The sequence below is a fragment of the Streptomyces roseolilacinus genome (assembly GCF_014649335.1).
Classification (GTDB): domain Bacteria; phylum Actinomycetota; class Actinomycetes; order Streptomycetales; family Streptomycetaceae; genus Streptomyces; species Streptomyces roseolilacinus.
Genome location: NZ_BMSV01000003.1, coordinates 326237 through 344982 on the forward strand (window position 1 = coordinate 326237; position 18746 = coordinate 344982).

Annotated in this window: 14 protein-coding genes; 9 read left to right on the forward strand and 5 right to left on the reverse strand. The window is 73.3% G+C overall.

Translation table 11 applies throughout. The annotated features are described in order from the left end of the window. The first annotated feature begins 47 nt into the window (after positions 1-47). From IE106_RS08765 to IE106_RS08790, 6 genes are all read left to right on the forward strand, one after another. Positions 48-1229: an NAD(P)/FAD-dependent oxidoreductase gene (locus IE106_RS08765; protein WP_229840196.1), complete on the forward strand. Its 1182-nt coding sequence runs from the start codon at positions 48-50 to the stop codon at positions 1227-1229. A 63-nt stretch (positions 1230-1292) separates the two neighbouring features. Further along, positions 1293-1565: a (2Fe-2S)-binding protein gene (locus IE106_RS08770; RefSeq protein ID WP_189531642.1), complete on the forward strand. Its 273-nt coding sequence runs from the start codon at positions 1293-1295 to the stop codon at positions 1563-1565. Further along, the gene (locus IE106_RS08775; RefSeq protein WP_189531644.1) at positions 1549-2973 is read left to right on the forward strand and encodes an FAD/NAD(P)-dependent oxidoreductase; all 1425 of its coding nucleotides are present in this window, start codon (positions 1549-1551) and stop codon (positions 2971-2973) included. Before IE106_RS08770 ends, IE106_RS08775 begins: the two co-directional genes overlap by 17 nt. Continuing rightward, complete coding sequence (locus tag IE106_RS08780) at positions 2970-3875, forward strand: dihydrodipicolinate synthase family protein (RefSeq protein ID WP_189531646.1); 906 nt, start codon at positions 2970-2972, stop codon at positions 3873-3875. Before IE106_RS08775 ends, IE106_RS08780 begins: the two co-directional genes overlap by 4 nt. 17 nt (positions 3876-3892) lie before the next feature. Then, complete coding sequence (locus tag IE106_RS08785; protein ID WP_189531648.1) at positions 3893-4894, forward strand: proline racemase family protein; 1002 nt, start codon at positions 3893-3895, stop codon at positions 4892-4894. Between the two features lie 49 nt (positions 4895-4943). Continuing rightward, a complete protein-coding gene (locus IE106_RS08790; RefSeq protein WP_189531650.1) occupies positions 4944-5615 on the forward strand; it encodes a GntR family transcriptional regulator in 672 nt (223 codons plus the stop codon). Positions 5616-6137: 522 nt separating this feature from the next. Here IE106_RS08790 and IE106_RS08795 read toward each other — a convergent pair. Then, positions 6138-8567 carry a hypothetical protein gene (locus IE106_RS08795; RefSeq protein ID WP_189531652.1) on the reverse strand — a complete coding sequence of 810 codons (2430 nt, stop codon included), beginning with the start codon at positions 8565-8567 and terminating at the stop codon, positions 6138-6140. Positions 8568-8771: 204 nt separating this feature from the next. On the opposite strand from IE106_RS08795, the gene IE106_RS08800 reads away from it, so the two are divergent. Then, positions 8772-9329, forward strand: coding sequence for a hypothetical protein (locus IE106_RS08800; RefSeq protein WP_189531653.1), 558 nt, complete (start codon positions 8772-8774; stop codon positions 9327-9329). A gap of 214 nt (positions 9330-9543) precedes the next feature. On the opposite strand, the gene IE106_RS08805 is transcribed toward IE106_RS08800, so the two are convergent. The 3 genes from IE106_RS08805 to IE106_RS08815 form a co-directional block, all read right to left on the reverse strand. Then, a complete protein-coding gene (locus IE106_RS08805; protein WP_189531656.1) occupies positions 9544-11073 on the reverse strand; it encodes a helix-turn-helix domain-containing protein in 1530 nt (509 codons plus the stop codon). Positions 11074-11459: 386 nt separating this feature from the next. Further along, positions 11460-12116 carry a class I SAM-dependent methyltransferase gene (locus IE106_RS08810; protein WP_189531658.1) on the reverse strand — a complete coding sequence of 219 codons (657 nt, stop codon included), beginning with the start codon at positions 12114-12116 and terminating at the stop codon, positions 11460-11462. Positions 12117-12258: 142 nt separating this feature from the next. Then, complete coding sequence (locus tag IE106_RS08815; protein WP_189531660.1) at positions 12259-12852, reverse strand: hypothetical protein; 594 nt, start codon at positions 12850-12852, stop codon at positions 12259-12261. A 518-nt stretch (positions 12853-13370) separates the two neighbouring features. Between IE106_RS08815 and IE106_RS08820 the strand changes: the two genes are divergently transcribed. Then, entirely contained in the window at positions 13371-16220 is a 2850-nt protein-coding gene (locus IE106_RS08820; RefSeq protein WP_189531662.1) for an aconitate hydratase, read from the forward strand. 75 nt (positions 16221-16295) lie between these two features. On the opposite strand, the gene IE106_RS08825 is transcribed toward IE106_RS08820, so the two are convergent. After that, positions 16296-16895, reverse strand: a complete 600-nt coding sequence (locus IE106_RS08825) for a DUF4291 domain-containing protein (protein ID WP_189531664.1) — start codon at positions 16893-16895, stop codon at positions 16296-16298. Positions 16896-17252: 357 nt separating this feature from the next. Here IE106_RS08825 and ngcE point away from each other — a divergent pair, with 357 nt between their 5' ends. Then, the gene (ngcE, locus tag IE106_RS08830; protein WP_189531666.1) at positions 17253-18734 is read left to right on the forward strand and encodes an N-acetylglucosamine/diacetylchitobiose ABC transporter substrate-binding protein; all 1482 of its coding nucleotides are present in this window, start codon (positions 17253-17255) and stop codon (positions 18732-18734) included. Positions 18735-18746 lie beyond the last annotated feature (12 nt).

An 18746-nucleotide genomic window follows, 5' to 3' on the forward strand; every position in this document is an offset into this window, starting at 1 on the left:
GCCGTCGGGGTCTTGTGCGCACCAGTGCCATGTGAAATATTACTGACGTGCCCTTGAGACGTGCCGGATCCCCACCCGCCGCGCCCCTGGACGCCGTGATCGTCGGCGCCGGAGTGGTCGGAGCGGCCTGTGCCTACTACGCGGCGCGCGCCGGTCTCTCCGTCGCCGTCGTCGACCGCGGCCCCGTCGCCGGCGGGACCACCGGAGCCGGCGAGGGCAACCTCCTCGTCTCCGACAAGGAGGCGGGGGCCGAGCTCGACCTCGCGCTGCTCTCCACCCGGCTGTGGCGCGAACTCGCCGAAGCCCTCCCGCCCCGGGACGCCATCGAGTACGAGCCGAAGGGCGGCCTCGTCGTCGCGTCCGACGGGACCGCCCTCACCGCGCTCCGCGCCCTCGCCGCCGGCCAGCGCGCGGCCGGCGTCACCGCCCACGAGGTCGCCCCCGGCGAACTGGCCCGCCTGGAGCCGGGACTGGCGCCCGGCCTGGCCGGCGGCGTCCACTACCCGCAGGACGCCCAGGTCCAGCCCGCCCGCGCCGCCGCCGCCCTCCTGCGCGCCGCCCGCCGCATGGGCGCCGCCGTACGGCTCGGCGAGGAGGTGACCGCCGTCCTGACCGGCCCGGACGGCACCGTACGGGGCGTCCGCACTCCACGCGGCGACCTTCGCGCCCCCGCCGTCGTCAACGCCGCCGGCACCTGGGGCGGCCACGTCGCCGCCCTCGCCGGCACCCGGCTGCCGGTGATGCCCCGGCGCGGCTTCGTCCTCGTCACCGAACCGCTGCCACCGGGTTTCGTCCGGCACAAGGTGTACGCGGCGGACTACGTCGCGGACGTCGCCAGCGGCTCCGCGGACCTCCAGTCCTCCGCCGTCGTGGAGGGCACCCCGGCGGGGCCGGTGCTGATCGGGGCGACCCGGGAACGGGTCGGGTTCGACCGGACCCTGTCGACCGAGGCACTGCACCGGCTGGCGGCACGGGCCGTGGCGCTGTTCCCGGCACTGGAGCGGGTGCACGCGATCCGCGCGTACTGCGGGTTCCGGCCGTACCTACCCGACCACCTCCCGGCCATCGGGCCGGACCCCCGCGTGCCGGGCCTGCACCACGCGTGCGGCCACGAGGGCGCGGGCATCGGCCTGGCCCCGGCCACGGCCGTGCTGGTCACGGCCGCGCTGACGGGCGCCGAACCCCCCGTCCCCGCCGCCCCGTTCCGCCCGGACCGCTTCACCCCCTGACCGGCCCCGCCCCGGTCCGCCGCGCCCCTCGGCGCCCGCGGGCCCCGCACCCCAGGAGCCACCGTGACGCCCCACCGCTTCACCTTCGACGGCACGCCGCTCACCGCCGTACCCGGACAGACCCTCGCCGCCGCGCTCTGGGCGGCCGGGATCACGTCCTGGCGCACCACCCGCCACCGGCGCGCCCCCCGCGGCGCGTTCTGCTTCATCGGCACCTGCCACGACTGCCTCGCCACCGTCAACGGCCGCCCCAACCAACGCGCCTGCCTGCTGCCCGTACGCCCCGGCGACACCGTCACCACCCAGGAGGGCACCGGCCATGACCCCGTCCGCTGACCTCGCCGTCGTCGGCGCGGGCCCCGCCGGGCTCGCCGCCGCCGTCACCGCCGCCGACCGGGGCCTGAGGGTCGTGCTGCTCGACGCGGGGGAGCGCCCCGGCGGCCAGATCCACCGCCACGCCGCCGGGCAGGCCCACCCGCCCTCCCTCCACGGCCGGCGCCACTTCGCCCCCCGCGCCCGCCGGCTGGCGGCCCACCGCCGCGCCGGCCGCGTCACCCACCTGCCCGCCCACCACGTGTGGACGGTCGTCCCGCACGACGGGGCCGACGGGGCATGGGCGCTGCACGCCGTCGCCGGCCCCGACGAGGCGCCCGCCACCGTCCACGCCCGCACCGTCCTGCTCGCCACCGGCGCGTACGAACGCCACCTCCCCTTCCCCGGCTGGACCCTGCCGGGCGTCGTCGGCGCGGGCGGCGCGCAGGCCCTGCTGAAGTCCGGGCTCGTCCTGCCCGGCCGGCGCGTCGTCGTCGCCGGCAGCGGCCCCCTGCTGCTCGCCGTCGCCGGCTCGCTCGCCGCCGCCGGGGCGCGGGTGCCGGCCGTCGTGGAGGCCGCCGACTACACCGCGTACGCGAGCGGACTGCCCACCCTCCTGCGCAACCCGGGGAAGCTCGCCGAGGCCGCCCTCCACGGCGGCACGCTCCTGCGCCACGCCGCCCGGCTGCTCACCCGGCACGCCGTCACCGCCGCCCACGGCACCACCCGCGTCGAAGCGGTCACCGTCACCCGGCTCGACCGGGACTGGCGGCCCGTCCCCGGCACCTCCCGCCGCGTCCCGTGCGACGCCCTCGCGGTCGGGCACGGCCTCGTACCGCAGCTGGAGCTCGCCACCGGCCTCGGCTGCGCCACCCGCCGCACCCCGGACGACACCCCCGCGCTCGTCGTCGACGCCGACCAGGCGACGACCGTGCCCGGCGTGTGGGCCGCGGGGGAGACCGGCGGCGTCGGCGGCGCCGACCTGGCGCTCACCGAGGGGGAGATCGCCGCCGACGCCATCGCCCACGCCCTGCGCGGCACGCCCCGCGACCCGCGCCGCACCGCCGCCCTCACCCGCCGCCGCGCCAGGCTGCGCGCGTTCGCCGACACGATGGCCGCCGCGCACCGGCCCGGCCCCGGCTGGACCGGCTGGCTCGACGACACCACCGAGGTGTGCCGCTGCGAGGAGGTCACCGCCGGCCGCGTCCGCGAGGCCGTCGCCGACCTCGGCGCCCACGACGCCCGCACCGTCAAGCTGCTCACCCGCGCCGGGATGGGCTGGTGCCAGGGCCGCATGTGCGGGCAGGCCGTCGCCCGCCTCGCCGGCGAGCCCCCCGCCCCCGACCGCCGCCCCCTGTCCTGCCCCGTACCCCTCGGCCACCTGGCCGCCCCGCCCACCACCGACCCCACCGACCGAGGAGCCCGCGCATGACCCAGCCGGACAACCGCACCCGACCCTGGCACGGCATCATGGTCGCCACCGCCCTGCCCCTGCGCGACGACCTGTCCGTCGACTACGACGCCTACGCCGAGCACGTCGCCCGCCTCGTCGCCGACGGCTGCGACGGCGTCGTCCCCAACGGCTCCCTCGGCGAGTACCAGACCCTCGGCGACGACGAGCGGGACCGCGTCGTCCGGGTCGCCGTCGAGGCGGCCGGCGACGGCGCCCGCGTGATGCCCGGCGTCTCCGCGTACGGCAGCGCCGAGGCCCGCCGCTGGGCCGAGCGGGCCGCCGACGCCGGCTGCGGCTCCGTGCTCCTCCTGCCGCCCAACGCGTACCGCGCCGACGACGCGGCCGTCCGCGCCCACTACGCCGAGGTGGCCCGGGCCGGGCTGCCGGTCGTCGCGTACAACAACCCGCACGACACGAAGGTCGACCTGACGCCCTCCCTGCTCGCCCGGATGCACGGCGACGGGCACGTCGTCGCCGTCAAGGAGTTCAGCGGCGACGTCCGCCGCGCCTACGAGCTCGCCGAACTCGCCCCCGACCTGGACCTGCTCGTCGGCGCCGACGACGTCCTGCTCGAACTCGCCCTCGCCGGCGCGGTCGGCTGGATCGCCGGCTACCCCAACGCCCTGCCCGGTGCCTGCGCCGCCCTCTACCGGGCCGCCACCACCCACGACCTGGACCTCGCCCTGCCGCTGTACCGGGTCCTGCACCCGCTGCTGCGCTGGGACTCCAGGACCGAGTTCGTACAGGCCATCAAACTGTCCATGGACATCGCCGGCCGCCCCGGCGGCCCCACCCGCCCGCCGCGCTCCCCGCTCACCGGCGAGCAGGCCGCCGCCGTCCGCGCGGCCACCGAGAAGGCCCTCGCCGAGGGCCTGGACTGACCACCGGAGGCCCGCCGATGCGTACCCGCCACGTCTACCACGCCGTCGACTCGCACACCGAGGGCATGCCCACCCGGGTCGTCACCGGCGGCGTCGGCGTCCTGCCCGGCGCCACCATGGCCGAGCGCCGCCGCCACCTCGTCGACCGGCTCGACCACGTCCGCACCCTGCTGATGTACGAGCCGCGCGGCCACTCCGCGATGAGCGGCGCCATCCTCCAGCCGCCCACCCGCCCCGACGCCGACTACGGCGTGCTGTACGTCGAGGTGTCCGGCGCGCTGCCGATGTGCGGGCACGGCACGATCGGCGTCGCCACCGTCCTCGTCGAGACGGGCATGGTGGCCGTCACCGAACCGGTCACCACCGTCCGCCTCGACACCCCCGCCGGACTCGTCTGCGCGGACGTGCGGGTGGAGGACGGCGCGGCGAAGGCGGTCACCCTCACCAACGTGCCCGCGTTCGCCGTGGCCCTGGACCGCACGGTCGAGGTGCCCGGCTTCGGCACGGTCCCCTACGACCTGGCCTACGGCGGGAACTTCTACGCCTTCGTCCGGCTGGACGCGCTGGGCCTGCCCTTCGACCGGTCCCGCAAGGACGACCTCCTCGCCGCCGGCCTCGCGATCATGGAGGCCGTCAACGACGCGGACCGGCCGGTCCACCCGGAGGACCCGGGGATCGGCGGGCTCAAGCACGTCTACCTGGCCGCGCCCGGCTCGGACGCCGCGCACTCCCGGCACGCGATGGCCATCCACCCGGGCTGGTTCGACCGCTCCCCGTGCGGCACGGGCACCTCCGCGCGGATGGCGCAGCTCCACGCGCGCGGGCGGCTGCCGCTGGGCCGGGACTTCGTCAACGAGTCGTTCCTCGGGACCCGGTTCACCGGGCGGCTCGTCGCCGAGACGACGGTCGGCGGCCTGCCCGCCGTCGTCCCGACCGTCACGGGACGGGCGTGGATCACCGGCACGGCCCAGTACTTCCTGGACCCCGACGATCCGTTCCCGGCGGGTTTCCTACTCTGAGGTGACCGCGATCGCACGACGCACGACGGCAGCAGCCCGGAGGTAGGCCATGGGTGGCCACTTGAAACAGCCGCACCTCATCACCGCGCAGGAGCGCCTGCGCGACCAGGTCGCCCACGCCCTGCGCGCCGCCCTGATCTCCGGTGAGCTCCAGCCGGGCCGGGTCTACTCGGCCCCGGCGCTCGCCGCGGACTTCGGCATCTCCGCCACCCCGGTGCGGGAGGCGATGCTCGACCTGGCCCGCGAGGGCCTGGTCGAGCCGGTACGGAACAAGGGGTTCCGGGTGACCGAGGTCAGCGAACGCGACCTCGACCAGTACTCGGAGCTCCGCGCGCTGATCGAGGTGCCCACGGTCGGCGCCGTCACCCGCTCCGCGACCCGCGAGCAGCTGGAGGCGCTGCGGCCGGTCGCCGAGGAGATCGTCGTGTCGGCCCGCGGCCACGACCTCATCGGCTACCTCGACGCCGACCGCCGCTTCCACCTGTCGCTGCTCGGGCTGCACGGCAACGACCGGCTCGTCGAGACCGTCGGGGACCTGCGCAAGCGCTCCCGCCTGTACGGCCTGACCGCCCTCGACGAACGCGGCCTGCTGATCGCGTCCGCCCGCGAGCACCTGGAGCTGCTCGACCTGATGCTCGCGGGCGACGCGGCGGCGGCCGAGGCGTGCATGGCCCGGCACCTCGGCCACGTGCGGTCGCTGTGGGCCGCCGAGGACCGCTGACCCCCGGACCGCGCGGGGCGCCCCGCCCCCACGGCGGCGGCGCGGGACGCCCCTGCCGGTCACGCTCCCGCCGGGCCGGAAACCGGCGCGACCGGTACGCGACGGCTGCGGGCGGATCCGGTGGCCGGCGGGACCGGTCGCACGCGAACCCGCCTACCGGCCGAGTCCCCGCGCGACGACGGCGGCCCGCAGCCGCGCCAGGCGCCGGCGCGCGTCCTGTTCGGCTTCCGGCCGGCCGGCGGACGGGTCGAGGGGCACCGACATCGCCTCGAGCTCCGCTTCGGGGAACTCCGCTCGTGCCGATCGACGGACCGGGCCCCCGTACCCGTGAGGCGTGTCCCGAGGCCGCCCGCAACCGTGGTCGCCCCGCACCGCGGCCGGACCGGACGCGACCGGACCGACGCGGTCGACTCGCCCGTCCGTACCGGTGAGTTCCTCCACGGCCCTGAGGACGTGAAGAGGCCCCCTCCCCGCCGCACCGGGGAGGGGGCCTCTTCACACAGCCGTCGCTGCGGACTGATCTCAGCCGGTGGTGTCCGCCTTGCGGCGGCGCATCCACCACGTCAGCGCTCCGCCCGCCGCGACGGCGACGGCGGCGAGGGCGCCGATCAGGCCGACCGGGGTGTCCGACCCGGTGTCGGCGAGACCGCCGGCCGGGTCCTTCGCCGGGGGCCGGGTGGGCGTGCCGGTGTCACCGGGGCCCGGGGTGGTGGGGTCCGGCACCGGAGCCGACGGGGCGTCGGTCGGCGTCGGCTTCCCCGTGCCCGTGGGGGAGGGCGTGGGGGTCGGCGTGCCCGTGGGGGTCGGCGTCGGGCTGGGGACGGGCTTCCCGTCGTCGGTCCTCGCGGTGCCGCTCCCGCCGAGGAACGTCACATCGGCGTCCCGCGCGGAGGTCTGCGCCCGCACGCTGTCCTTCGTGGTCTGGGGAAGGTGCCGGTGCCGGAGCTGGAACTCCGCGGAGGTGATGTTGCGCTTGGGGGCCTCGGAGAAGTCGACGCCGCCCACGAAGAAGGTGTAGACGCGTCCGTCGCCCAGGGGCCACTCGTACGTGAAATCACCCTTGGTGAAGGACTCCACCATCTCCTTCCACACGGTGCGCTTGTCCCAGTCGGCGTTCTCGCCCCGCAGCGGCCAGCGCTTGAGGTCGTTGCTGTCGATGATGGGCCGGAAGTCGGTGGCCTTCCTGGCGTCCTGCTGCCGGATCCACTCGGCGGCCACCCGGGACTTGTAGACGCGGCGCAGGTCGGCGTACTTCTTCTCGGTGTTGATCTGCTTCTCGACGTGCGGCACGAGGTAGCGGTCGATCAGCTGGTGGCTGCGCTCCTTCTCCGCCGCGGTGAGCTTCTTGGAGCAGTCCTCGCCGTGCACGGGGGTGTCGAAGTCCATCGCCGCGTGGTTGACCTCGAGCGGGGCGTCGAGGATGTAGATGCCGCCGTCCTGCTCGCGGACCTTCGCCCGGCCGGGAACGATCCAGTTGCGGCCGGATCCCCAGCACGGCACCCCGTCGACCTTGGGGGCGGCGTCCATGAACTCCTTGCCGGGGGACTTCTTCGGGTCCATGGCGCGGGAGAAGTCCCGCTTCATCTCCATGTCGGCCACGAGGAGGACCCGTCCGGCCTCGGTCTCGCCGAACCCCTTGTCCATGATCGTGTCCGGCTGGTCCGGATTCAGGTTCACCCACTGCCTGTCGGGGGTGAGGGCCAGCCACGTGAACAGGGCGTCCGAGGCCAGTTCGAGCTTCGCCTGCCCGCCCCAGCCGGGGTTCTCGTCCTCGTCGGGCACGAAGTCGGCCTTCATGCTGTAGTCCAGCCCCCTGCCCTTCACGGGGGTGCCGACGTACTGGAGCTCCAGGGTGGAGAAGTCGACGCCGCCGGGGCCGCGGCCGAGGACACCGCGGGTGTTCAGCTGGTTGTGCTGGTTCTGGATCTGCCGCGCCTGCGCCGGGTCCTTGCCGGAGTCGTGGGCGAGGGAGTTGATCGGGCCCTGGGTGCCGGTGTTCGGCCGCGGATTGAACACCGGGTAGGACGCGGTGTACTTCGTCTGCGGCCACAGCCCCTTCGCCGTGGCCCGCCGCTCCGCGATCCGGATCGGGTTGCCCCCCGACCCTCGTTCGGCGCGGAGCTTGGCGTTCTCCGCCTTGTACTCCCTGGTGGTGGCCCCGTTGGGCCTCTCCCCGGCGTACATGGTGAACTTCGACTTCGTGAAGTCGTGCTTCGCGTCCTTGTGGCGCAGGATGACCTTGTCGTTCTTGAACTGGTCGGTCTTCCGCTTGCCGTCGGCCTTGAACTCGCCCAGGTCGCCGGTGCGCTGGTTGTAGGCGTCGTAACGCCGGGAGGCGATCTTGTTGCCGTCCTTGTCGAAGATCTCGACCTTCACTTCGCACAGCCAGTCCGGGCCGACGAGGTTGTAGTCCTGGACGGTCTTCCGCTCGAAGACGCCGCCCTTCTCCCGGGAGTGCTGGGCACCGACGAGGTTCTGGGGCACCCACTTCCTGAACGCCTTCGGGGACGGCTTGCCCTGGATGTAGCGGGCGTAGCGAGCCCAGATGGCGCGCTTCATGTCCTCGGGATCCTTCGACGCCCGGTAGGCGGCGTCCCACTTCCTGATGTCGGCGTCGGTGTTGCCGACGCCGTTCAGGTCGGTGCGAGTGGGCGTGGGGACGTTTTCGAAGCCCTTGAACTCGAGGTTGAAGTAGTACTCCTCGTCCGGGCCGCTCCTGGTCCAATGGTGCTGGCCGGTGGGGGTTCCGGAGTTGTTCGGGGTGCGGGGGAGCGTCTTGCCGAGGTGCATCTTGTCGCACCGTCCGCCGGACGTGACCTTGGCGTAGTCGCCGGGCGCCGCGTTCGCGGCGGCGGGGAGGCCGACGAGCATCATCCCGGCCGCCGAGGCGACCGCGAGGCAGGAAGCCAGGCGTCGCCGGAGCCGGGTACGGATGGGTATCTGTGTTCTCATGCGTGTCCCCCGTCCTGGGGGCCACGGGACCTGAGCGGTGCGGGCGAGCGGCTAGCTGGGCCCCCGTGTCAGCTTTTCGCCGCCCGTCGACCGACACACTAGAGGAGTCCAACGCCGAGCCGGCAAGGGTTTGTCGGGCGAGTCGGGCATCCGCCCGGCGACACCGGGACGGTGACGCCGACCGTGTCCACTACCGTCGACGGCATGACCGACCCCGACGAGACGTACGACCCGACCCGGCACCCCGACCTGCTCAGGTGGTTGGGCGAGCGCCAAGGCGCCCACGGAAGGTGGGCCGAACAGACCTCCCACGCGGACGTGCTGGACTTCACCCCGGCCTCCTTGGGGGTCCTGGACGGTCTGGTCCGGGAGACCGCGCACAGCATGGAGGAGATCACCGCCCGGCGCATGACGCCCTTCGTCCAGGGCGCGATCTGGTACGTGGGAGAGGTCTTCTGCCGCCACCAGGCGATGGCGTGGAAGTACATCCCCGACATCGTCAGCGGGGAGCTCGAACCGTTCTTCGGCGCGGCCGGGGAGACCTCCGCGCTCGATCACCCCTGCGTCGGCGTCCCCGACGACCCGGAAAGCTATCTGTACCCGCTGAACATGCTCCGCCGGATCCTCCTCACCGAGGACGAGGTCGGCGACCCGGTCGAGGAAACGTTGCTGTCGATCTTCGCCAATCCCTTCGACGAGGACTTCGACGAGGACGACGAAGACGACGACGAGGAACTGGACCCGGTCGACGGTCGGGGATGACCCCCGCCCGCACAGCGGTGCGGCCCGCCCGCGCCGGGGGCGCGGCCCCGGCGACACCCGCCCGCCTCGTCCTCGCCGTTCGCGGGTGCTTCGCACACGGACCGGCCACCGGGGCGGGGGCCCGACGGGCCGGACCCCCGCCCCGGTGCTTCCCGAGGCCGCACACATCACGCTCCGGCGGCCGGGGACGTGGCGGCGCTCCCTCCGAAGGCGGTCAGATGTCGCGGAAGATCTCGATCTGGGCGCCCACCGAGTTGAGGCGCTCCGCGAGGTCCTCGTAGCCGCGGTTGATGACGTACACGTTGCGCAGGACGGAGGTGCCCTCGGCGGCCATCATGGCGAGGAGCACCACCACCGCGGGGCGCAGGGCCGGCGGGCACATCATCTCGGCGGCGCGCCAGCGGGTGGGGCCCTCGACGAGGACGCGGTGCGGGTCGAGGAGCTGGAGGCGCCCGCCGAGCCGGTTGAGGTCGGTCAGGTAGATGGCGCGGTTGTCGTAGACCCAGTCGTGGATGAGGGTCTGGCCCTGCGCGGACGCGGCGATGGCCGCGAAGAACGGCACGTTGTCGATGTTCAGGCCGGGGAACGGCATGGGGTGGATCTTGTCGATGGGCGCCTCCAGCTTGGAGGGCCGCACGGTCAGGTCCGTCAGCCGCGTACGGCCGTTGTCCGCGGTGTACTCGGTGGACCGGTCGTGGTCGAGGCCCATCTCCTCCAGGACCGCCAGCTCGATCTCCAGGAACTCGATCGGCACGCGGCGGATCGTCAGCTCCGACTCGGTGACGACCGCGGCGGCCAGCAGGCTCATCGCCTCGACCGGGTCCTCGGACGGCGAGTAGTCGACGTCCACGTCGATGTGCGGGACGCCGTGCACGGTGAGCGTCGTCGTGCCGACGCCCTCCACGCGCACGCCGAGGGCCTCCAGGAAGAAGCACAGGTCCTGGACCATGTAGTTGGAGGAGGCGTTGCGGATGACGGTGGTGCCGTCGTGGCGCGCGGCCGCCAGGAGCGCGTTCTCGGTGACCGTGTCGCCGCGCTCGGTCAGGACGATCGGGCGGTCCGGGGAGACCGCCGGGTCGACCTCGGCGTGGTAGAGCCCCTCGGTGGCGGTGATGTCCAGACCGAAGCGGCGCAGGGCGATCATGTGCGGCTCGATGGTGCGCGTGCCGAGGTCGCAGCCGCCGGCGTAGGGCAGCTTGAAGGAGTGCACCCGGTGCAGCAGCGGCCCCAGGAACATGATGATCGAGCGGGTGCGGCGGGCCGCGTCCGCGTCGATGGCCTCCATGTTCAGCTCGGCGGGCGGCACGATCTCCAGGTCCCTGCCGTCGTTGATCCAGCGGGCGCGGACGCCGATGGAGCTGAGGACCTCCAGGAGCCGGTAGACCTCCTCGATCCGCGCGACCCGGCGCAGGACCGTGCGGCCCTTGTTCAGCAGCGAGGCGCAGAGCAGCGCCACGCACGCGTTCTTGCTCGTCTTCACGTCGATGGCGCCGGACAGGCGGCGGCCGCCGACCACCCGCAGGTGCATGGGCCCCGCGTAGCCCAGTGAGACGATCTCACTGTCGAGCGCCTCGCCGATACGGGCGATCATCTCAAGGCTGATGTTCTGGTTGCCGCGCTCGATGCGGTTCACCGCACTCTGACTGGTGGCCAGCGCCTCGGCGAGCTGCGTCTGAGTCCAGCCGCGGTGCTGCCGGGCGTCACGGATGAGCTTGCCGATACGTACGAGGTAGTCGTCTGCCATGGCGTCAGGCTATCTCAGATATGAGATGTGGTTCTCGTTGGGCTGCGCCGTACGGGTCATGCCTCGTGTGGCGTACGGTGGTTGGGGCCCGCAGAGGGTGAGCCATCGTCATCTCTCCATGGTTACCCGGCATTGCGGCTATCTCTCGATAATCGTCAGAATTGGCCTGAATCGGACCAGTGGGGCGATGTCGGCCCATCCCCGCCCGCGAGCCCCCGATGCGCGGTGGCCCGCTCACCGGGGCGCGGGGGAGGACGCCGGCATGGCGTCGTGACGGCGGGGTCGACACGGCACCGGCGGCGGGGCGGCCCGGGAGGAACGCGGTCCGGCGCCCGGGCGGGCTCGGCGAGGGCGCGGACCCCTTCCCGCACTCCTGCGCGGCCGGGTCAGGGGCGCCGCCAGACGAGGGTGTACCGCCAGAACAGCCGCCGCCGCAGCCGGGCGCCGGGCAGGATGCGCCGCGCCTCGCGGACGATGTCGCCGAAGTCCATGTCCGCCGGCCGGGTCCGGGCGCTCATGGAGACGGGCCGGGGCGCGGGGCGGCCCCCGTTGCGCAGCCAGCCGACGGCGGCGTTGAGGGGGACCGCGGCGGCGCCGAGCAGGTGGTCGGTGGGGGTCCGGGGCCGGAAGAGCCCGACGACGACGAGGGTCCCGCCGGGTGCGAGGCACCGGCGGAAGGCGGTGAGGGCGTCGGCGAACGGCAGGTGGTGGAGGACGGCGACGCAGGTGACGACGTCGTACCGGTCCCGCGGCGCCCCGGCGAGGACGTCGCCGACGCGGAAGGCCACCGGGGCGCCGGCGGGCGTCAGCGCCCGCGCGCGGGCCACGATCCCCGGATCGGCGTCGACCCCCTCCACGCGCCCGACGCGTCCGGCGAGCAGCCGGGCCAGGTCCCCGGTCCCGCACCCGGCGTCGAGCGCCACGCCGGCCCGCCGGGGCAACTGCCGCAGGATCCAGGGGTGGTAGTGGGCGTTGTGGTCCCACGGGTGGGCGTCGTTGAACCGCCGCAGCCCCCGCAGCACCCGCTCCGTCAGGGCGGTCATCCCCCCACCCCACCAGACCCCGGACGCCGTGGCAACGGACGCCGGCGGCAGGGGAGGGGGCGGCCCCCGGCACCCCGCCCGGCCGTCGCGGCGCCCGCCGTGCCCGGACGGGCACCAGGGTGCCCGGGGCCCCGGGGCGCGCTCAGTCCCCGACGTGGAACTCCGGGCGGGCCCAGAGGGTGAGGTCGCTGCTGGTGGCGACCGCCAGGGTGCGGCCGGACGGGGAGAAGCCGGCGGCGCGCAGCTCCGAGTACCGGGAGTGGAAGACGTGCCACCAGGTGCCTCCCGCCGGTCCTCGGTGCGCTCCGCCGTCGGCGGAGAGGACGACGCGGTCGTGGGGCCAGTCCGGGCTGACGACGTCCAGCGTCCACCCGTCCGGGGTGGTGGCGTGCAGACCGCCGCCGAAGAGGCCGGCGATGCGGACCGGGGAGCCCGCGAGGGGGCCGAGGCCGGGGCAGGCGAGGTCCGGGTGGGCGTCGGGGGTGCTGGTGGCGGGATCGGGATCCCGGTCGCGTGCGGTCCTCTCGCCGGTGACCGCGTCGAAGAGGCCGTGCCCGCCGCCGGACACGACCATGACGAGGTCGTGCCCGGTGTCCGGGTGGACGGCGAAGCCGATGCCGAGCAGGCCGCCGACGGCGATCCCGCCGTCCGGGACGGGGCGCCAGGGCGCCGGGGCCGGCATGACGGGGGCGGTGAGGTAGCGCTCCCGCAGCCGCTGCTGGTACTCCGTGATCAACTCGTCTCCTCGGTCCGGTTCGCGTCGAGGATCCCCCGCGCGGCGCCCCGGGTCGACCCGGATTCCCGCGGGCCGGTCCCGGCCGCGCGCCGGCCGCTCCCCGCCGGCCGCTCGAACCGCCCTGCGCGGGCACGCCGCCTCCGCCCGCGGCGACGCGGGACGGGGGCCGGGGCGCGCCGCCACCCCGCCACCCCGCCACCCCGGCGGCCCGGCGCACGGCCGCGCGGCCTCCGCGCCGGCCGGTGCGGGCCCCCGGCGGCCCCCTGGAGGGCCGGATCCACCGGCGGGGAAGCCCGGACGAACGGGCCCGCCGTCGAACGCCCGGACCGGATGCGGCGGACAGGGGGCGTGGGCACATGACCGCGGAGCGGGGATGTACTAGAGTTATCTCGACATCGAGATATCTGCTGACGACGCACCGCGGTCGCCCCGCATGGGTAAGGCTAGCCTAACTAAGCCTTACCTTAGCGAATCGGCGAGACGCCATGGCGGCAGGATGCGGTTGAACGCGCACATTGATGAAGGAGACTGTCGTGTCGGCGAACAGCTTCGACGCCCGCAGCACGCTGCGCGTGGGCGACGAGTCGTACGAGATCTTCCGGCTGGACAAGGTTGAGGGCTCGGCCCGCCTGCCGTACAGCCTCAAGGTCCTGCTGGAGAACCTGCTCCGCACCGAGGACGGCGCGAACATCACCGCCGACCACATCCGGGCCCTCGGCGGCTGGGACTCCCAGGCGCAGCCGAGCCAGGAGATCCAGTTCACCCCGGCCCGTGTGATCATGCAGGACTTCACCGGTGTGCCGTGTGTCGTGGACCTCGCCACCATGCGCGAGGCCGTCAAGGAGCTCGGCGGCGACCCGTCGAAGATCAACCCGCTGGCCCCGGCCGAGCTGGTCATCGACCACTCCGTCATCGCCGACAAGTTCGGCAGCCACGACTCCTTCGCGCAGAACGTGGAGCTCGAGTACGGCCGCAACAAGGAGCGCTACCAGTTCCTGCGCTGGGGCCAGACCGCCTTCGACGAGTTCAAGGTCGTCCCGCCCGGCACCGGCATCGTCCACCAGGTGAACATCGAGCACCTGGCCCGCACGGTCATGGTCCGCGGCGGCCAGGCGTACCCCGACACCCTCGTCGGCACCGACTCGCACACCACCATGGTCAACGGCCTCGGCGTCCTCGGCTGGGGCGTCGGCGGCATCGAGGCCGAGGCCGCGATGCTCGGCCAGCCGGTCTCCATGCTCATCCCGCGCGTCGTCGGCTTCAAGCTGACCGGCGAGCTGCCCACCGGCACCACCGCCACCGACCTGGTGCTCACCATCACCGAGATGCTGCGCAAGCACGGCGTCGTCGGCAAGTTCGTCGAGTTCTACGGCGAGGGCGTCGCCGCCACCTCGCTCGCCAACCGCGCCACCATCGGCAACATGTCGCCGGAGTTCGGCTCCACCGCCGCGATCTTCCCGATCGACGACGAGACGCTGAAGTACCTCAAGCTCACCGGCCGCTCCGAGCAGCAGGTCGCGCTCGTCGAGGCGTACGCCAAGGAGCAGGGCCTGTGGCTGGACCCGGCCGCCGAGCCGGACTTCTCCGAGAAGCTGGAGCTCGACCTCTCCACGGTCGTCCCCTCCATCGCCGGACCGAAGCGCCCGCAGGACCGCATCGTCCTCGCCGACGCCGCCGAGCAGTTCAAGGTCGACGTCCTCAACTACGTCGAGGCGGGCGTCACCGGCGGCGACGACCGCAAGCCAGGCGTCCCGCAGCAGGAGCAGCCGCACGGCGTGGCCTCCCCGGTCGACGAGGCGAGTGCCGAGTCGTTCCCCGCCTCCGACGCCCCCGCCTACGGCCACGACGACAACGGCGCCGGCGCCCCGCAGCACGACGAGGCCACGGACCGGGCGGTCCCGTCCCACCCGGTCACCGTCACCGCCGCCGACGGCTCGACGTACGAGATCGACCACGGCGCCGTCACCGTCGCCGCGATCACCTCGTGCACCAACACGTCCAACCCGTACGTGATGGTCGCCGCCGCGCTCGTCGCGAAGAAGGCCGTCGAGAAGGGCCTGACCCGCAAGCCGTGGGTCAAGACCACCCTCGCCCCGGGCTCCAAGGTCGTCACCGACTACTTCGACAAGGCGGGCCTGACCCCGTACCTCGACAAGGTCGGCTTCAACCTCGTCGGCTACGGCTGCACCACCTGCATCGGCAACTCCGGCCCGCTGCCGGAGGAGGTCTCCGAGGCCGTCAACGAGCACGACCTCGCCGTCGTGTCCGTCCTCTCCGGCAACCGCAACTTCGAGGGCCGGATCAACCCGGACGTCAAGATGAACTACCTGGCGTCCCCGCCGCTGGTCGTCGCGTACGCCATCGCGGGCTCCATGAAGGTGGACATCACCAAGGACGCCCTCGGCACGGACCAGGACGGCAACCCGGTCCACCTGAAGGACATCTGGCCGACCGAGGCCGAGGTCAACGAGGTCGTCGCGAGCGCCATCGGCGAGGACATGTTCTCCAAGTCCTACCAGGACGTCTTCGCGGGCGACGCCCAGTGGCAGGCCCTGCCGATCCCCACCGGCGACACCTTCGAGTGGGACCCGGAGTCCACCTACGTCCGCAAGCCCCCGTACTTCGAGGGCATGACGATGGAGACCACCCCGGTCGAGGACATCACGGGCGCCCGCGTCCTCGCCAAGCTGGGCGACTCGGTCACCACCGACCACATCTCCCCGGCCGGTGCCATCAAGGCCGACACCCCGGCCGGCAAGTACCTCACGGAGCACGGCGTCGAGCGCCGCGACTTCAACAGCTACGGCTCCCGCCGCGGCAACCACGAGGTCATGATCCGCGGTACGTTCGCCAACATCCGCCTGCGCAACCAGATCGCGCCGGGCACCGAGGGCGGCTACACGCGCGACTTCACGCAGGAGGGCGGCCCGGTCTCCTTCATCTACGACGCCTCGCAGAACTACCAGGCCGCCGGCGTCCCGCTGGTCATCCTGGCCGGCAAGGAGTACGGCTCCGGCTCGTCGCGCGACTGGGCCGCCAAGGGCACCGCGCTGCTCGGCGTCAAGGCCGTCATCGCCGAGTCCTACGAGCGCATCCACCGCTCGAACCTCATCGGCATGGGCGTCCTGCCGCTCCAGTTCCCGGAGGGCGCGTCCGCCCAGTCGCTGGGCCTGACGGGCGAGGAGGCCTTCTCCATCTCGGGCGTCACCGAGCTGAACGAGGGCACCACGCCGCGCACGGTCAAGGTCACCACCGACACGGGCGTCGAGTTCGACGCGGTCGTCCGCATCGACACCCCCGGTGAGGCCGACTACTACCGCAACGGCGGCATCATGCAGTACGTGCTGCGCAACCTGATCCGCGGCTGAGGCCCCGGCAGGTCAGCGGCGGAGGGCCGCACCCCGTTTCGCGCGGGGTGCGGCCCTCCCGCCGTTCCCGGCCGCTCAGCCGGCCGCCACCACTCGGTCCAGCAGCCCGTCCCCGTCCGGGTACGGCTCCTCCCGCGGCAGCAGCCGGCGCGCCCCGTCCAGGTCCCCGGCGCGCACCAGGGCGTGGACCTCGCGGGCGAGCGGGGTGACGTCCTCGACGGAGACCGTCCACTCGTCCGCGTACCGACGCGCCGCCCCACCCGCGAGCCCCAGCCGGAGCGAGCGGTACGGCAGCGGTCGCAGCCGCAGGTCGCGCTCGGGGTCCCACTGCACGCGCGCCGGCGCCTCCCGCAGCTCCCGCCGCCAGGCGTCCCGGTCGGCGTGCAGGCCGGGCGCGTAGTGCGACAGGCAGGCGTGCCGCAGCGCCCACTCGAAGCCCGCGCGGCTGATCGCGACCGCGAGCACGGTCTCCTGACCCTCCTTCGCCGCCCAGCCGCGGCGGTACGTCATCCACAGGAACGAAGGTTTGACCCAGGTCATCCGGTCCCGTTTCCAGGACGCCGGAAACCGCCCGTCACGGGCGGCGGGCAGACCGATGGCGGGGGAGTACGCCTGGTGGACGGTGACGGTCGAGTCGGTGTGAAGCGCGCGGACACGCTGGTGGGGTTCGTGCACGGGCGTCAGAATGCCCGGGCCCTACCCCAGGCGGCCACCGAATTCAAGAACGCTTTCACGACGGAGGAATCCGTCTTCGAATGCCACCGCGCGCCGGGGTTTTTTCCCCGAGGTCTCAACTAGGGAAAGACTCCTGCCGAATACTGTTATCGATCTTGCCCCGCTGACCTGGAGTGGACTATACCTGTCGGCGTCCGCACGACCGCTCGTTCGAGCGGTCACGCGGACGCGCGAACCCCTGCACGACCCGGCACGACCCAGCAGCGACCGACCGCGGTGGCGGGGCCCTTCGCCTGAGGCGAGCAGTACGGGCGACCGGCGCACCGCCTGAGTCCTGGAGAAGGCGAGGACTTGAGCATGGGATCCACCTCCGCCCGCAACGACGGCTCCACCCCCGGGGACACCGGGGGCCACGCGGGCCCCGGCCGCCGCGATCTGATCAAGCGGTCCGCCGCCCTCGGTCTGCTCACCGTTCCCGCGATGGGCCTCCTGTCCGCCTGCGCCACCGGCGGTGGTGGCGGTGGTGGCGGTGGCGACACGACGGCCGCCGCCGGCGAGAAGACCGCCAAGAACCCGCTCGGCGTGAAGGAGGGCGCCCCGCTGGAGGCGTTCATCTTCAAGGGCGGGCTCGGCGACCAGTACGCCAAGGACGCCGAGGCCGACTACAAGGCCACCTACAAGGCCGAGGTGAAGCACACCGGCACCCAGCAGGTCGGCCCCAAGCTCACCCCGCGCTTCGCCGGCGGCAACCCGCCCGACGTCATCGACAACTCCGGCGCCGACCACCTGGACATGAACAAGCTGTCCACCCAGGGCCAGCTCCAGGACCTCGCCGCGCTGCTCGACGCCCCCTCCCTGGACGACCCGGCGAAGAAGGTGCGGGACACCATCCACCCGAGCACCATCGAGAAGGGCATGCACGGCGACACGTTCGACGTGCTGTACTACGCCTTCACCGTCTACGGCACCTGGTACTCGCAGAAGCTCCTCGACGCCAGGGGCTGGGCGTACCCGAAGACCCTCGACGAGATGGTCGCGCTCTGCGGCGAGATCAAGAAGGCCGGCCTGGCGCCCTGGACGTACGCGGGCAAGTATCCGTACTACGTGCACTTCAACCTCTTCGCGCAGATCGCCAAGATCGGCGGCATGGAGAAGTGGATCGCCATCGACAACCTGGAGCCGAACGCCTGGACGTCGAACGACGGCGTCCGCCAGGTCGTCGAGCACTACGAGGAGCTGGCCGCGAAGAAGTACTTCCTGGAGGGCAGCCAGGGCCTGACCCACATCCAGTCGCAGACCGCCTGGAACAAGGGGAAGGCGGTCTTCCTCCCCAACGGCTCCTGGGTGGAGAACGAGTCCGCGCCGACCACCCCGGGCGACTTCGGCATGGCGGTGGGCGCCCTCTTCGACGGCGGCGGCGACAAGCTGCCGCACGGCACCCTGCGCGCCGAGCCGAGCGAGCCGTACCTCGTCTCCGCCAAGGGCGCGAACCCGATCGGCGGCATGGAACTGCTGCGCATCATGCTGTCGAAGAAGCACGCGCAGAACTTCGCGACGAAGGTGAAGTCGCTGACCTGCGTCGTGGACGCGACGGAGGGCATGACCCTCTCGCCCGGCCTCGCCTCCGCCAGCAAGGTCTTCAAGGAGGCGGGGGAGAACCTGATCAGCCTCCAGCTCCAGGAGTGGTACCCCGCGCTCACCGACGAGAAGATCGGCGGCCTCACCGGGCAGCTGCTCGCCGGCGAGCTGAAGGCCGCCGACTGGATCAGGAAGACCCAGGCGGAGGCCGACAAGGTGGCGAAGGACGGTTCCGTCACCAAGTTCAAGCGCACCGCCTGACCGGGCCGGCCG

Excerpts from the sequence above, each read along its gene's own strand:
- IE106_RS08775 (WP_189531644.1), top strand. The coding sequence starts at position 1,549 with ATGACCCCGTCCGCTGACCTCGCCGTCGTCGGCGCGGGCCCCGCCGGG.
- IE106_RS08780 (WP_189531646.1), top strand. The coding sequence starts at position 2,970 with ATGACCCAGCCGGACAACCGCACCCGACCCTGGCACGGCATCATGGTC.
- IE106_RS08785 (WP_189531648.1), top strand. The coding sequence starts at position 3,893 with ATGCGTACCCGCCACGTCTACCACGCCGTCGACTCGCACACCGAGGGC.
- IE106_RS08790 (WP_189531650.1), top strand. The coding sequence starts at position 4,944 with ATGGGTGGCCACTTGAAACAGCCGCACCTCATCACCGCGCAGGAGCGC.
- IE106_RS08795 (WP_189531652.1), bottom strand. The coding sequence starts at position 8,567 with ATGAGAACACAGATACCCATCCGTACCCGGCTCCGGCGACGCCTGGCT.
- IE106_RS08800 (WP_189531653.1), top strand. The coding sequence starts at position 8,772 with ATGACCGACCCCGACGAGACGTACGACCCGACCCGGCACCCCGACCTG.
- IE106_RS08805 (WP_189531656.1), bottom strand. The coding sequence starts at position 11,073 with ATGGCAGACGACTACCTCGTACGTATCGGCAAGCTCATCCGTGACGCC.
- IE106_RS08810 (WP_189531658.1), bottom strand. The coding sequence starts at position 12,116 with ATGACCGCCCTGACGGAGCGGGTGCTGCGGGGGCTGCGGCGGTTCAAC.
- IE106_RS08820 (WP_189531662.1), top strand. The coding sequence starts at position 13,371 with ATGAAGGAGACTGTCGTGTCGGCGAACAGCTTCGACGCCCGCAGCACG.
- ngcE (WP_189531666.1), top strand. The coding sequence starts at position 17,253 with ATGGGATCCACCTCCGCCCGCAACGACGGCTCCACCCCCGGGGACACC.